Genomic DNA, 12,479 nt, shown 5'->3' with positions numbered 1-12,479 from the left:
CGCCGTCGTGCTACTGGAACAGCTGTCCCACCCGCGAGAGCGTGGTGACGATCCCGTAGATGAGCGGGACGCCCACGAGTAGCCAGCCGAAGACCAGCCGGCCCGGGGCGACGTCGACGGGGACGTGGGCGGGGGAGCCGGCGGGCGTGGGGGATCCGGGGGTGTTCATCAGGCCTCCTCGGCGCTGGTCGTGGCGCTCTCGCGCTCGGGTTCGTGGAACTTGGGGTCGACGGGACGGATGAGCAGGGCCGCGACGAAGCCGACGATCAGCAGCACCACCATGACCAGCAGCACCGGCAGGTAGTTGTGCGCGTTCATCGTGCCGGGCTTGCCCTGGGCGTCCAGCAGCCCGTTGACGATCAGCGGCCCGGCGATGCCGGCGGCCGACCAGGCGGTGAGCAGCCGGCCGTGGATGGCGCCGACCTGGAAGGTGCCGAAGAGGTCCTTCAGGTAGGCCGGGGCGGTGGAGAAGCCGCCACCGTAGAAGCTGATGATCACGAAGGCCAGCAGGATGAACAGCAGCGTGCTGGAGCCGCCGAAGAACGCCAGGATGACGTAGAGCACCGCGCCGACGCCGAGGTAGACCATGTAGATGTTCTTGCGCCCGATCACGTCCGAGGTGCTTGACCAGGCGAACCGCCCGGCCATGTTGCCGATCGAGAGCAGGCCGACGAAGCCGCCGGCGACGCCCGCGGAGACCGCCGAGACGCCGTTTTCGGCCCGGAAGAAGTCCTGGATCATCGGCGAGGCCTGTTCCAGGATGCCGATCCCGGCGGTGACGTTGAGGAACAAGGCGGTCCAGAGCAGCCAGAACTGCTTCGTCTTGATGGCATTGGCCGCCGAGACGTGGTTCTTCGTGACCAGGTCCGAATGCTTCACCTGGGCCGGATCCCAGCCGTTGGGGCGCCAGCCCTCGGCCGGGACGCGGATGCTGAACACGCCGTACATCATGACGATGAAGTAGACGATGCCCAGGGTCACGAACAGCCGGCCGACCGCGTCGCCACTGGCGACCCAGCCCGCGGTCCCGGAGGCCGGGTCGAACGCCTTGAGCAGCTGCGTGGAAAGCGGGGAGGCGATCAGGGCGCCACCGCCGAAGCCCATGATCGCCATGCCGGTGGCCATGCCCGGGCGGTCAGGGAACCACTTGATCAGCGTGGAGACCGGGGAGATGTAGCCGATGCCCAGGCCGATGCCGCCGAGGAACCCGTAGCCGAGGTAGACCAGCCAGAGCTGCCCGGTGAAGATGCCCAGCGCCCCGACCAGGAAGCCGACGGCCCAGAACACGGCGGCGACGAACATCGACATGCGGGGACCGGACCGTTCCACCCACGTGCCCATGATGGCCGCCGAGAGGCCCAGCATGACGATCGCGATCGAGAAGATCACCCCGATGGCCGTCTGCGAGACCTCGAAGTGGCCGATCAGCGCCGTCTTGTAGACGCTGGTGGCATAGGCCTGGCCGATGCACAGGTGGACGGCCAGGGCCGCCGGCGGGATGAGCCACCGGTTGAACCCCGGCGGGGCGATGGATCGGGACCTGTCGAGAAACCCCATGGAATGTGCCTCCAAAATGGCCTGGCCGGCGAGCGGCGGGTGCGGTGGCGGTCCAGCGCCGCGGATCGGCGCATTTGGTTGCCTCTGGACATTGTGCTGCACAACACCCTTCTTGCATAGTGGTCCAGTCGGTTCGGCACGCGGGGCCCGCCCCGCTACATTGGACGTCATGCGCATCCCGGATTCACAGCCGTTCGTCCCGGTCATCCTCGGCGGGGACATCGGCACGTACTCGCTGGCCCGCGAGTTCCACGAGGCCTACGGGGCCGTCAGCGTCGCGGTGCCCGCCGGCAGCAACGGGGTGCTGGAGCACTCGGCCGCCATCGACATCCGCCCGTCCGGCACCATGACCGACGCGCAGGCCGTCGTTGACCACCTGCTGGCCGTCGCGCGCGAACTCACCGCCGACGGAGCCCGCCCGCGCCCGTTGCTGCTCTGCGGCTCGCTCGACCTGCAGGTCGGCATCATCACCACCCACCGCGAGGCGCTCGCGCCCTGGTACACGATCCCCTACCCCGACACCGCGGTCATCGAACGCGCCGCGCTGAAGCAGAACTTCTACGCGCTGTGCGCCGAGCTGGGCATCCCCCACCCGCTGACCATCTCCTACGATCCGGCGGCACCGCGCCCGCTGCCGGCCGACCTGCCCTTCCCGCTCATCGGCAAACCCGCGGACAGCAGCGCCTGGGTCCACGCCAGGTTCGCCGGCAAGCAGAAGGTCCACACCATTGCCACGCCCGGCGAACTCGATGACCTGCTCGCCCGCATCCGCGCCTCCGGCTACACCGGCCAGTTCATCCTGCAGGAACTCATCCCCGGCGGGGACACCAACATGCGCCTGTGCACGTTCTACTCCGACCGCGACGCCCGCGTGCGCTTCGCCGCCTACGGCGAGGTCGTCGTGGAGGAGCACGCCCCGCTGGTGCTGGGCAACTCGGCGGGCATCGTCACCGGCGTCAACGCCGGATTCATCGACCAGGGCCGGCGCATCCTCGAACACCTCGGCTGGACCGGATTCTCCATGTTCGACGCCAAACTGGACCCCCGGGACGGGGTCGTGAAGTTCTTCGAGCTCAACCCCCGGTTGGGCCGCAACCACTACTACATCACCGCGGCGGGCCACAACGCCGCCACGTTCTACGTGCGCGAATACCTCGGACCCGAGTACGACGACGGGGCGCTGCCGGCCGCGGAGCCCGATGCGGCCCCCGTGGTGGCCACCGGGCACATCCTCTACACGGTGCTGCCGCTGGCGCTGCTGCGCCGGCACCTGCGCGGCCCCGTCGGTGAAAAGGCCCGGGCGCTGATGCGCGCCCACCGGGTCGCCAACCCCTTGCTCTACCGCGCCGAACGCGACCCCCGTAGGCTCTGGTACATCGCGCTCACGTCGCTGAACCAATTCCGCAAGTTCCGCCGGCATCCGCCGCGACTCTGACATGCTGGAGGAACTGGCGGTGAGCGCCGGTCGATGATGACCCGGAAGGAAGCACATATGGATTTCGCCCGCTACGACACGTTGCTCGTCGAGCAGGACGGCGCCGCCCTGGTGGTGACGGTCAACCGCCCGGAGGCCATGAACGCCTTGGCATCGGCCGTCGTGAAGGACCTGCTGGACCTCACCGACACGTTGGCGGGCCTGGGCATCGACGGGAACTGGCCCGTCCGCGGCATTGTCCTCACCGGCGCCGGGGCCAAGGCGTTTGTCGCCGGTGCCGACATCCGCGAAATGAACTCCATGAGCCCGGATGCGGCCGAGGCCTACGCCCGGCAGATGCATACGGTCACCACCCGGCTCGAGGCCCTGCCCGTACCGGTGATCGCAGCGGTCAACGGGTTCGCGCTCGGCGGCGGCTGCGAACTCGCGTTGGCCTGCGACTTCATCTACGCCAGCGCCCGCGCCAGCTTCGGCCAGCCCGAGGTCAACCTGGGCCTGGTGCCCGGCTTCGGCGGTTCGGTGCGCCTGCAGCAGCGCGTCGGCCTCGGGCAGGCCCGCGAGCTGATCTACACCGGCCGCCGGATCGACGCACAGGAGGCCCTGCGCATCGGTTTGGCCAACGCCCTCTTCGACGATACCGATGCCCTGTTGGCCGCTGCGAAGGCGACCGTCGAGGAGATTGCCGCCAAGGCCCCGACCTCGGTCGACAACACCAAGCGGGCGCTGAACCGGATCAACGGGCTCCCGGTCGCCGACGGACTCGAGGCCGAGGTGGAAAGCTTCCGCGAGGCCTTCGCCACCGAGGACTCCGTGGTGGGGCGTACCGCGTTCCTGGCCAAGGAGACCCCCGCCTTCCCGGGGCGCTGAGACCATGACGGAGAACGACGACGCCGCCCGGCCCGCCCGCGCACCCGATGCGGTCCACCACTACGGGCCCCACCCCAGCCAATACGCCGAACTGTACGTGCCGACCGAACGGCGGCTGCCCGGGGTCATCGTCATCATCCACGGGGGCTTCTGGCGCGACACCTACGACGCCTCCCTGGGGCGCCCGCTGGCCGACGACCTGGTCCGCCGCGGCTGGGTCGTGTGGAACCTGGAATACCGGCGGACCACCGATGCGCCCGAGCCCGGACCCGATGCCGGGGGGTGGCCGCAAACGTTCGAGGACGTCGCCGCGGGGATCGATGCCCTCGGCCCCGCCCTGGCGGGAGCCGGGCTGGAACCGGGCAACGTCGTCGTGCTCGGCCATTCCGCGGGAGGACACCTCGGTGTCTGGGCCGCCGGCCGGCACAAGCTGCCCGCCGGGGCGCCGGGCGCGGGACCGGCGGTGAAGGTCGCCGGCGTCGTCAGCCAGGCCGGCGTGTTGGAACTGTGGATGGCGAACTGGCTCAAACTCAGCCATTCCGCGGCCCTGAAGCTCATGGGGGCCACGAACGAGGAGGATGCCCGGCGCTGGCAGCTGGCCGACCCGGTGCGGATGCTCCCCATCGGTGTCCCGGTCATCGCCCTGCACGGCAAATCCGATGCCGACGTGCCCTCGGCGCTCTCGCGCGCCTACACCGATGCCGCCCGCGCCCAGGGCGACCCCGCACGGATGGTCTGGACCACCGGGGACCACTATGCGCTGATCACCCCCGGAACCACGGCGTGGGATGCTTGCCTGGTGGCCCTGGCCGAACTCGCGGTCCCGGCCTAGCAGGACCCGAACCCGGGCGGGCTGGACCCCGGGCCGAAAGTGGATGGGGCGTCCGCAACGACCACAGGTAAGGTTGTGTAGTGCTGACTGTTATGGGCGAGGCCCTCGTTGACGTGCTGTCCGGCGGCATTGCCGCGCCCCAGGCCTACGTCGGGGGCAGCCCGATGAACGTCGCCGTGGGCCTAGCCCGGCTGGGGCACCCGGTGTCCTTCGTGGGCCGCTATGGCGATGACGAATACGGCCGCATGATCCACGAGCACCTGCGCTCCAACGACGTGCAGGAGGTCCTCACCCCCGATGCCCTGCCGACCTCCACCGCCCACGGCACCCTGGACCCCGTCGGTGCCGCCAGCTACGAGTTCGACATGGTCTGGGACCTGTCGGCCTTCGACCCCTCGACGTCGGCCGCGCTGGCCGACTCGCAGCTGGTCCATACCGGGTCGATCGCGACCGTGCTCGAACCCGGTGCGGCGACCGTCCTGGCCGCCGTGGAGCGGGCCCGCCCGCACGCGACCATCTCCTACGATCCGAACGTGCGCCCCAGCTTCGTCTCCAAGCACGCCGAGGCCATCGAACAGTTCGAGCGGTTCGTGGCCTTGAGCGACGTGGTCCGGGCCAGCGATTCGGATCTGCAGTGGCTCTATCCCGGCCGCAGTGTGGAGGACAGCGTGCATGCCTGGCTCGCCCTGGGACCGGCGATGGTGGTGGCGACGTACGGTTCCGGGGGTTCCCGGGGCGTCGTGGCCGCTGGCGTCGCCGAGGCGAAGGCACCCCTGGTGGACGTCGCCGACACCGTGGGGGCCGGGGATTCGTACATGTCTGCCCTGCTCTCCGCGCTCGTGGACCGCGACCTGGTCGGTTCGGCCCGCCGCGGGGCCCTGCATGCCCTGACTCCCGGCCAGCTCGGCGAGATCCTCGAATACGCGACCCGGGCGGCAGCCGTCACCGTGTCCCGGCCGGGCGCCAACCCGCCGCGCCGCGACGAGATCTCCTGACCGGATTCCCGACGGACCCCTTCCCGCCATGCGCCTGATTGCCAGTGACCTCGACGGCACCATCCTGCACCGCGACGAGACGATCTCCGCGCGGACCGTGGCGGCCTTCGCGGCCGCCCGGGAAGCGGGGCTTCACGTCGTCTTCGTCACCGGGCGCCCCTTCCGCTGGCTGACCCCCGTGCAACGCGCCTTCGGGCATCTGGGCACGGTCATCTGCTCCAACGGGGCGCTCGTCTACGACCTCGAAGCCGAACGAATCCTGGCCAGCCACACCATTTCCGGTGGAACCGTGGGCGAGGTCCAGCGCCTGATCCGCGCCCGCGAACCCGGGGCGGTGTTCGCCGCCGAGACGCTGTCAGGCCTGCTGCTCGAACCGGGTTTCCTGGACGAGGCGGCGTCGTCGGTCCGGATCCCCGGGGTCGTAGAGGGCCCCTTTGAGCCCGCGCAGCTGGACGCCGAGGGAGTGGTGAAGCTCCTCGCCAAGACCGACCGGGTCGACGCGGAGACCTTCCAGTCGCTGGTGGAGCCGGACCTCGGGACGCTGGTTTCCATCACGCATTCGGCACCCGGGGTGGCCCTGCTGGAGATGGCGCATCCCGAGGTCAACAAGGCGGTCACCTTGGCCGAATATGCCGATGGAATGGGGATCGGGGCCGAGGAGGTGCTGGCCTTCGGCGACATGCCCAACGATGTGCAGATGCTCGCCTGGGCAGGGCGCGGCTATGCCGTCGACTCCGGGCACCCGCTGGCCAAGGCGGCCGCCGGGCGCACCACGGCCTCCCTGCACGACGACGGTGTGGCCCAGGTGATCGAGCGCTACCTGGCGGGGGGCCCGGTCTAGGCCCGGGGTGGCCCGTTGGGACGTGGATCCCCGTGCGCTGCCGGTTCGTGCTTCCTGCCGCCACCGCCCACCCGATCTGTCACCATCGGATCTCCTCGTTCCCCTCACAGGCTGCCCTTCGGCGGCGTTGTCCACGGTGCTCCGGAGTCCGTCCAATCTGATGCTCCTATAGATGTCAAGCGGCTTGGAGGAGGTATTCGCGGTAGGCTGCGGTGAATTCGTCGTCGCGGGCTTCGGCGCGTTCGATGCGGGAGATTTTTACTTGGCCAATTCCGAAATGGTCGGCCACTATCCGCAGAGATAGTTTTCTTGCTTGCCTCAGGGGTCTGAGGTCGTCAGTTGCTGGCACTGCAGGCGGTCTGGTGATCAGGGTGTAGACCTCGTTGGCGACGTAGCGTTTCAGGCATCTCATGATCTCTTTCGTGTTTTTGCCGTCGGCTTCGCGTTTCGCTTTGTAGTTCTTTGTTCGAGGGTCCCAGGAGAGCCTGGTCTTCACGATGTCATAGAGGGCGCTATTGGCTTGCCGGTCTCCGCCTTTGTTCAGTCGGTGGCGGGTTGTTTTTCCCGACGAGGCCGGCAGAGGACTGGTTCCGCAGAGGGCGGCGAAGGCGGCTTTCGAGGTGATTCGTTCGAGGTTTTCTCCGACCGTATTTAGCAGTCGGGCAGCGGTGGTGGGGCCGACGCCTTTCGCTGCTCGCAGGGCGGGGGCGATATCGGTCGTCTGGGTGTCCAGGCGGTGTTCTGCTTCGTCGATCTCCTCGGTCAGGTACTCGATTCGGCGAGCTAGTCGCCTCAACACCAGGCCGAGGTCATCATCGGGTGCAGGATTGATTTGCGCCAATGTCGGCACCAGCTTTGCCTCGCTCAGCTGCGCGTATGTCTCTCGGGTGCGGGTCGGTGCTGTGGTGAGAAAATTCTTGATCTGGGTGATCGCCGCGGTGCGGGACTTGATCGCGGTGGTCCTGGCTTTCAGGGTGAGGCGGAGCCCGTCTATGGCGCCGCCGAGGAGCTTCGGAACGGGTAACTCGTCGAAATCCGCAGCCACGGTCCTCGCTGCGGCGTAGGCGTCGATGGGGTCGGACTTGCCGCCTCTCCTGGCCTGCCGGTTGGGACGGATAACTTCCTTGACGAGGATGTTCCGGGTGCGCAGGTAGGCCGTGATGCCGGCACCGTAGGATGCGGTGCCCTCGATGCCGATAGCGATGGTGGCGCCGAATGAGAGAACGAAGTCCGTGAGCGCCTGATAGCCAGCGAGGGTCGTCGGGAACTCTTCGTCGGCGAGCTTCTTCCCGATCTCGGTGATGACACCGACGTGATTCGTACTCTGGTGCGTATCGATTCCGGCATACACATGGCCGAGTGTTGCTGTCATGATGATGACTGCCCCTTCCTTGGACTGGGGGAGGTGAGGGCCAGTCGGTCGGGCAGACAGGACGTAGACGAGTCTCCGTCGCTGCGGAGGCACGCTCCTATGAGGTCATGTCCCCACCGGCTGGTCCGCTCTTGTGGTGGGAGACGAGAATCCCTGGTGGACTAATCAATTCAAAGACACCACAAGGTGAGTCGGTCGGTGGCTGAGTCACACCAGGAAAGCCCGTCTCTAACATTCTCTACGTCGGTGGCAGCTGGCAGAGTGGGGTCATGGAAGCGGTTGCGGAGTCGGTCGAGATCGATGGGTGGACGCTCACGCGTACGGCCGGGACCTCCGTGAGCGGCTCCCCCCGGCTGAAGGCTGCCGAGACGTTGGCCCGCTTTGCCGAGTCCGAGAAGTTCAGGGCCGCTGCGATGCTCCACGAGGAGGCCCAGCACGCTGTCGATCCCCGCTTGGAGGCTCTCGAAGCCCGGCGCGGCATGCAGATCTCCCTGCGGACTGGACGGATGGTTTCCTTCGCGGCCACCGAGAGCGCCGCCATGGAGATCGCACTCCTCTCCGGTCTATCCCAAGGCCAAGCGCACCGGATCTTGGTACAAGCAGAGACCCTGGTGATGGATACGCCCGAGGTCCTTGAATCCATGGCCCTGGGGCGGATCGGGACCAGCCATGTCCAACGCATTCTGGAACACGCCCACCACATCGTTCCGGAGCCGTTGCCGGTGCCACGCAAGGAAGCCGACGAGGCTACGAAGGAGCAGTGGGAGCGGGAGATTGCCGAGCGCGCGGCCAAGGCACGCGCGGACCGGCGTGACTTAGGTGTCGACATGCTCGCCCTGGCGCCAGGCAAATGCCCGTCGCAATTGCGTGCCCGCGGCCGGCAGGTGTTGGAGAAGTACTACGGACTGTCCTTCACGAAACGGTCCCGGACAGCGCTGCGCGATCGCCGGATCACCGTTGAGGAGGCCGCCGACGGCATGTCGTGGCTCTCGGGATATCTGCCCACCGCCAGTTGCCAGGCGATCTTCTCGAAGCTTGATGCGATGGCCCGGTTGCTCAAGTCAGACCCCGACTCCGCGGCGAAGGTGCAGCAGGCGGCGAGAGATGCCGGGGGAGACGTCGCTTCCGCGCCGCCCGTAGAGGATCCGGCGGAGAAGAGGACCATGGACCAGCTGAGGGCGGATGTGTTCACCGATTGTTCCGATTCTCAGATTATTCCGAGAAGGGTTGGTGTCGTTGCTGGACGGGCGCGTGACCTGGGGCGGAGTTGCACCGGTGGTGCGGTTGTCGGGATAAAAGGGTTAGCCTCCGGTGAGGCCGCATAGGCGCTGGATGATGTCCTCGTGGTGGTGCCAGATCGGTACGGCTGGTGGACTGGTGCTGATTCCGCCGGTGGCTTTGGCGAGGGCTTGACGTTTCATTTCAGTGTCAGCGTGTGCGTAAATCAGCGTGGTCTCGGGGTCAGCGTGACCGAGCCATTCGGTGAGTAGCGCCAGGGGCATGCCTGCTTGGTAGAGGTGCATGGCCCGGGAGTGCCGCAGCATGTGGGGGTGGATTTTCTCTGGTATTTCGGGGCAGCTTTCACGGGCCTTGGCACCGTGCTGCCGCAAGAACCTGGCGACGTTGTCGTCGGACATGGGGGTCTTGCGGTGTCCGTGGATCGTGTAGAACAGCGGTTGCGCCGGGTCAGGATCGGGGTGGAAGGCTGCGGTGTAGCGGCGGCAGTGGGCGGCGGTCTCGGTGGTGATGGGCAGGCGGCGGGGTTTGGATCCCTTCCCTGTCAGCTCGACGGTGAGCCGTTTGACGTCGATGTCGCCGAGGGTCAGGGCGAGCAACTCGGCGTCGCGGGCGGCCAGGTCATACATGAGGATCATGAAGAACTGGTCTCGCGCACCGATCCTGGTGGCGGGGTCGGGAGTGGCCAGCAGGGCGGCGATGGCGGTGGTCGTCAAGTGGCGAACGGTCGGGGTAGCCGGGGCCTTCAGCGCGGGGATGCCGTTGAGCTCGGTCAGGTGCATGGCCAGTGTCGGTTCGGCGGTGGCGGCGTACCTGAAGAAGGAACGGATACAGGCCAGGCGCTGGTTGTAGGTCGTCGCCGTCCATCCACGTGTGGTCCTCATGTGCTCCAGGAATCCGAGGACGCAGGCACGGTCCAGGATCGTGAAGGTGATCCGGTCCAGCGGAACTTGTCGGCTCTCGGCGAGGTAGGCCAGGAGCATGTTCCAGGTGTGGCGACAAGAGGTGATGGTGTGCGGGCTGGCGCCGCGTTGCCGGGGCAGGAACACGGTGAACCACTCGCGCAGATGCCGGTAGAAGCTGTCGTTAGACGTGGTCATGGCGTCACTTCCGGGATGATTCCTGCCACGCCGGTCAGCCCTGTGGCGGACAGTCTCTCGGGCAGCAAATGGATGTAGTAGGCGGTGCCGGAGTAGCTCTCGTGGCCCATGTAGGCCGACAGGTAGGGCAGCCACACGTTGAGGTCGCGGCCTTCCTCGACCCAGCGCGTCAGGGTGCGTGTGGCGAAGTTGTGGCGCAGCGTGTAGGGCGTCGAGCCAGGTGCCAGGTCCCCGGCGATGGCGCAACACCGGTGGTACGAAGCGGTCAGCCAACGGCCCGGATATGGCTGTCCGGGGTGGTATTCGAAGAAGAACTCCCGGTCGGGGCGGCGCAGGTTCGCCAGTTCCTCATAGCGGGCCAGCAGGGCGGCCATGCCGGCATCGATCGGGACACGGCGGTCCTTGTTGCGCTTTGACTGTTCGATCACCACGACCGCCTGGTCGTAGTCGATGTCACGGCGGCGCAGCCGCCGGGCTTCCTGCGGCCGTAGCCCGCAGCCGAGCACCAGCCGGAACAACACCGGGATCGTGTATTCGCGGAACGGGCTTGCCGGGTTCGCCGGGAATGAGTCAGTCGCTGCGAAGAAGCAGGTCAGCTCCTCGTCGGTGAACATGTGCGGCAGGGTCCTGGCGGGGCGACTGATCCAGTCGGAGGGCAGGAGGAACGCTTCGATGCCGATCATCGTCAGGTACTTGCCGAACTCGCGGATCGCGCGGGTTTTGTACGCCGGCCATTCGGTGCAGGTTCCTTCCGCGCACCAGGCCGTCACCAGCTCCCGCGTCAGAATCGTCTCGCCGGGTCGATGGGTCTGGCAGAACTTGTCGAAGCGCTGCATCGGATAGGCCAAGGTCCTCGCGTAGCCCAGACCGGTCCGCCATTCGAGCATCGCCTCGATGTGGGAGGCGAAGCCGCTGCCGAACAACGCGTTCATCGCAGGGCCTCCATGGTGGGGGCGAACTGGTCAAGCGGCAGGCAGCATTCCCGCAGGGACCCGTCGGCCAAGGCGATGTAGCGCCTCGAGGAGTCGAGGCGGCCGTGGCCGAGGACCTGGGCGGCCAGCTCCAGCTCGGCGCCGGACTCGACCAGGCGGGTGCCCGTCGTGCGACGCAGGGCGTGGAAGGTCTTGCCGTCGTGGGCCCGGTGGGACACGCCGGCCTTGGGGAGCCACCGGTTCATGACCTGCGCCCCGGTCGGCCCGCTCAGCTTCACGAACGGGGCGCGGACGCGGACGAAGACCTCGGGCGCATGGCATGCCGGTCTGCCATGCAGGAGCCAGTCCGCGATCGCATTGCCGGCCTCTGCCGACAGCGGCAGCGTCAGCGGTGCCGAGGTCTTGTGCTGGACCAGGCGGATCTCATCCCGGTGCCAGTCGATCTGCTCCAACCTCAGCGAGAGGATGTCGCCGCAGCGCAATCCGGTCGACAACGCCAACCGGACCATCGCGTAGTCCCTCTTCCCGCGCGCAGAGCCGGTCTCGATCGCGGCGAGGATCCGGGCGGTCTCCTCGGGTGTGAAGCACGGCAGCGCCCGTACTCGCCGCGGCCCGACTCTGGCCAGCATCACCTCGACCCCCAACATCGAGTAGCCCTCCTGGTTGGCGAACCTGAAGAACCGTTTGATGGCCCACACGGTGTTGCCCATGCCCGAGGTGTGACGGGGCCCGGCCTCGACGAGGAAGCCGCGGACCTCATCAAGCGTCACAGATCCAAGGGTGCAGCCGGTGCCTTCCAGATAGCGCAGGAACTGGCGCACCTCGCCGACCATCGAGCTCACCGAACGCGATGCCAGCTCGTCATGCAGCGACTCCGCGAAGGCAACAAGGACTGATTCCCCCGGTGTTCCCAAGCCCGAGGGCGGCCTGCGCCGTCGCCAGAGAACGGCACCGGTCTGCTGGAACTGCAGCATCATCTCGGCTGTCTTCTCCAGCGTCGACCGCGTCATGGGACCGATCTGGCCACGCTGCACCCGTTCGTCCATGGCCGGCAGGAACTCCGCCACGATCTTTTCTGTCAACCGATCGATCCCCCGGCTCTCGCAGTACCGAACCACCACGCGGCAGCAGCTTCGGTAGTACCCGACTGTCGAATCGGCCAAGCCAATGCGCTTGGCTTCCGCCAGCACGCCCCCGACAAGCGTTGATAGACCCTTCTCCATGACCCAGACCTCCATCGGATGGTCGCGGCCACTCGGGAACGGGCCGCGGTCACACCACGATGCACAGGCCACTCTTCCCGAGTCCATGG

Annotated in this window: 12 protein-coding genes; 6 read left to right on the top strand and 6 right to left on the bottom strand. The window is 67.4% G+C overall.

Annotated elements, in window-relative coordinates; genetic code table 11:
• Nucleotides 1–10: 10 nt before the first annotated feature.
• Both AC1MEQ_RS11085 and AC1MEQ_RS11080 read right to left on the bottom strand, forming a co-directional pair.
• A complete protein-coding gene (locus AC1MEQ_RS11085; protein WP_479790723.1) occupies nt 11–169 on the bottom strand; it encodes an MFS transporter small subunit in 159 nt (52 codons plus the stop codon).
• Nucleotides 169–1,557 carry an OFA family MFS transporter gene (locus AC1MEQ_RS11080; protein ID WP_479790721.1) on the bottom strand — a complete coding sequence of 463 codons (1,389 nt, stop codon included), beginning with the start codon at nt 1,555–1,557 and terminating at the stop codon, nt 169–171. The genes AC1MEQ_RS11085 and AC1MEQ_RS11080 overlap by 1 nt, the downstream gene beginning before the upstream one ends.
• 169 nt (nt 1,558–1,726) lie before the next feature.
• On the opposite strand from AC1MEQ_RS11080, the gene AC1MEQ_RS11075 reads away from it, so the two are divergent.
• The 5 genes from AC1MEQ_RS11075 (at nt 1,727) to AC1MEQ_RS11055 (ending at nt 6,527) form a co-directional block, all read left to right on the top strand.
• A complete protein-coding gene (locus AC1MEQ_RS11075) occupies nt 1,727–2,992 on the top strand; it encodes a carboxylate--amine ligase (RefSeq protein WP_479790719.1) in 1,266 nt (421 codons plus the stop codon).
• Between the two features lie 57 nt (nt 2,993–3,049).
• A complete protein-coding gene (locus AC1MEQ_RS11070) occupies nt 3,050–3,859 on the top strand; it encodes an enoyl-CoA hydratase/isomerase family protein (protein WP_479790718.1) in 810 nt (269 codons plus the stop codon).
• A 4-nt stretch (nt 3,860–3,863) separates the two neighbouring features.
• Nucleotides 3,864–4,691 carry an alpha/beta hydrolase family protein gene (locus AC1MEQ_RS11065; protein WP_479790716.1) on the top strand — a complete coding sequence of 276 codons (828 nt, stop codon included), beginning with the start codon at nt 3,864–3,866 and terminating at the stop codon, nt 4,689–4,691.
• An 80-nt stretch (nt 4,692–4,771) separates the two neighbouring features.
• Nucleotides 4,772–5,686, top strand: a complete 915-nt coding sequence (locus tag AC1MEQ_RS11060) for a carbohydrate kinase family protein (RefSeq protein ID WP_479790714.1) — start codon at nt 4,772–4,774, stop codon at nt 5,684–5,686.
• A 28-nt stretch (nt 5,687–5,714) separates the two neighbouring features.
• A complete protein-coding gene (locus AC1MEQ_RS11055) occupies nt 5,715–6,527 on the top strand; it encodes an HAD family hydrolase (RefSeq protein WP_479790712.1) in 813 nt (270 codons plus the stop codon).
• 175 nt (nt 6,528–6,702) lie between these two features.
• On the opposite strand, the gene AC1MEQ_RS11050 is transcribed toward AC1MEQ_RS11055, so the two are convergent.
• Entirely contained in the window at nt 6,703–7,899 is a 1,197-nt protein-coding gene (locus tag AC1MEQ_RS11050) for an IS110 family RNA-guided transposase (protein ID WP_479790710.1), read from the bottom strand.
• 269 nt (nt 7,900–8,168) lie between these two features.
• Here AC1MEQ_RS11050 and AC1MEQ_RS11045 point away from each other — a divergent pair, with 269 nt between their 5' ends.
• Nucleotides 8,169–9,224, top strand: coding sequence for a DUF222 domain-containing protein (locus tag AC1MEQ_RS11045; RefSeq protein WP_479790708.1), 1,056 nt, complete (start codon nt 8,169–8,171; stop codon nt 9,222–9,224).
• Here the strand turns inward: AC1MEQ_RS11045 and AC1MEQ_RS11040 are convergent.
• The 3 genes from AC1MEQ_RS11040 to AC1MEQ_RS11030 are packed head-to-tail and all read right to left on the bottom strand — an operon-like array spanning nt 9,201 to nt 12,249.
• Nucleotides 9,201–10,235 carry a tyrosine-type recombinase/integrase gene (locus AC1MEQ_RS11040; protein WP_479790706.1) on the bottom strand — a complete coding sequence of 345 codons (1,035 nt, stop codon included), beginning with the start codon at nt 10,233–10,235 and terminating at the stop codon, nt 9,201–9,203. The two genes, AC1MEQ_RS11045 and AC1MEQ_RS11040, sit on opposite strands and share 24 nt — an antisense overlap.
• Nucleotides 10,232–11,167, bottom strand: a complete 936-nt coding sequence (locus tag AC1MEQ_RS11035) for a tyrosine-type recombinase/integrase (RefSeq protein WP_479790705.1) — start codon at nt 11,165–11,167, stop codon at nt 10,232–10,234. The genes AC1MEQ_RS11040 and AC1MEQ_RS11035 overlap by 4 nt, the downstream gene beginning before the upstream one ends.
• On the bottom strand, nt 11,164–12,249 hold the full coding sequence (locus tag AC1MEQ_RS11030) for a site-specific integrase (protein ID WP_479790704.1): 1,086 nt from the start codon (nt 12,247–12,249) through the stop codon (nt 11,164–11,166). The genes AC1MEQ_RS11035 and AC1MEQ_RS11030 overlap by 4 nt, the downstream gene beginning before the upstream one ends.
• Nucleotides 12,250–12,479 lie beyond the last annotated feature (230 nt).

This window comes from Arthrobacter sp. ASL1 (assembly GCF_056680475.1).
This window is presented reverse-complemented; position numbering and strand designations above follow the sequence as displayed.

Bases quoted from the DNA above. Each gene is read 5' to 3' on its own strand.
- AC1MEQ_RS11085 (WP_479790723.1), bottom strand. From the start codon at position 169: ATGAACACCCCCGGATCCCCCACGCCCGCCGGCTCCCCCGCCCACGTC.
- AC1MEQ_RS11080 (WP_479790721.1), bottom strand. From the start codon at position 1,557: ATGGGGTTTCTCGACAGGTCCCGATCCATCGCCCCGCCGGGGTTCAAC.
- AC1MEQ_RS11075 (WP_479790719.1), top strand. From the start codon at position 1,727: ATGCGCATCCCGGATTCACAGCCGTTCGTCCCGGTCATCCTCGGCGGG.
- AC1MEQ_RS11070 (WP_479790718.1), top strand. From the start codon at position 3,050: ATGGATTTCGCCCGCTACGACACGTTGCTCGTCGAGCAGGACGGCGCC.
- AC1MEQ_RS11065 (WP_479790716.1), top strand. From the start codon at position 3,864: ATGACGGAGAACGACGACGCCGCCCGGCCCGCCCGCGCACCCGATGCG.
- AC1MEQ_RS11055 (WP_479790712.1), top strand. From the start codon at position 5,715: ATGCGCCTGATTGCCAGTGACCTCGACGGCACCATCCTGCACCGCGAC.
- AC1MEQ_RS11050 (WP_479790710.1), bottom strand. From the start codon at position 7,899: ATGACAGCAACACTCGGCCATGTGTATGCCGGAATCGATACGCACCAG.
- AC1MEQ_RS11045 (WP_479790708.1), top strand. From the start codon at position 8,169: ATGGAAGCGGTTGCGGAGTCGGTCGAGATCGATGGGTGGACGCTCACG.
- AC1MEQ_RS11040 (WP_479790706.1), bottom strand. From the start codon at position 10,235: ATGACCACGTCTAACGACAGCTTCTACCGGCATCTGCGCGAGTGGTTC.
- AC1MEQ_RS11035 (WP_479790705.1), bottom strand. From the start codon at position 11,167: ATGAACGCGTTGTTCGGCAGCGGCTTCGCCTCCCACATCGAGGCGATG.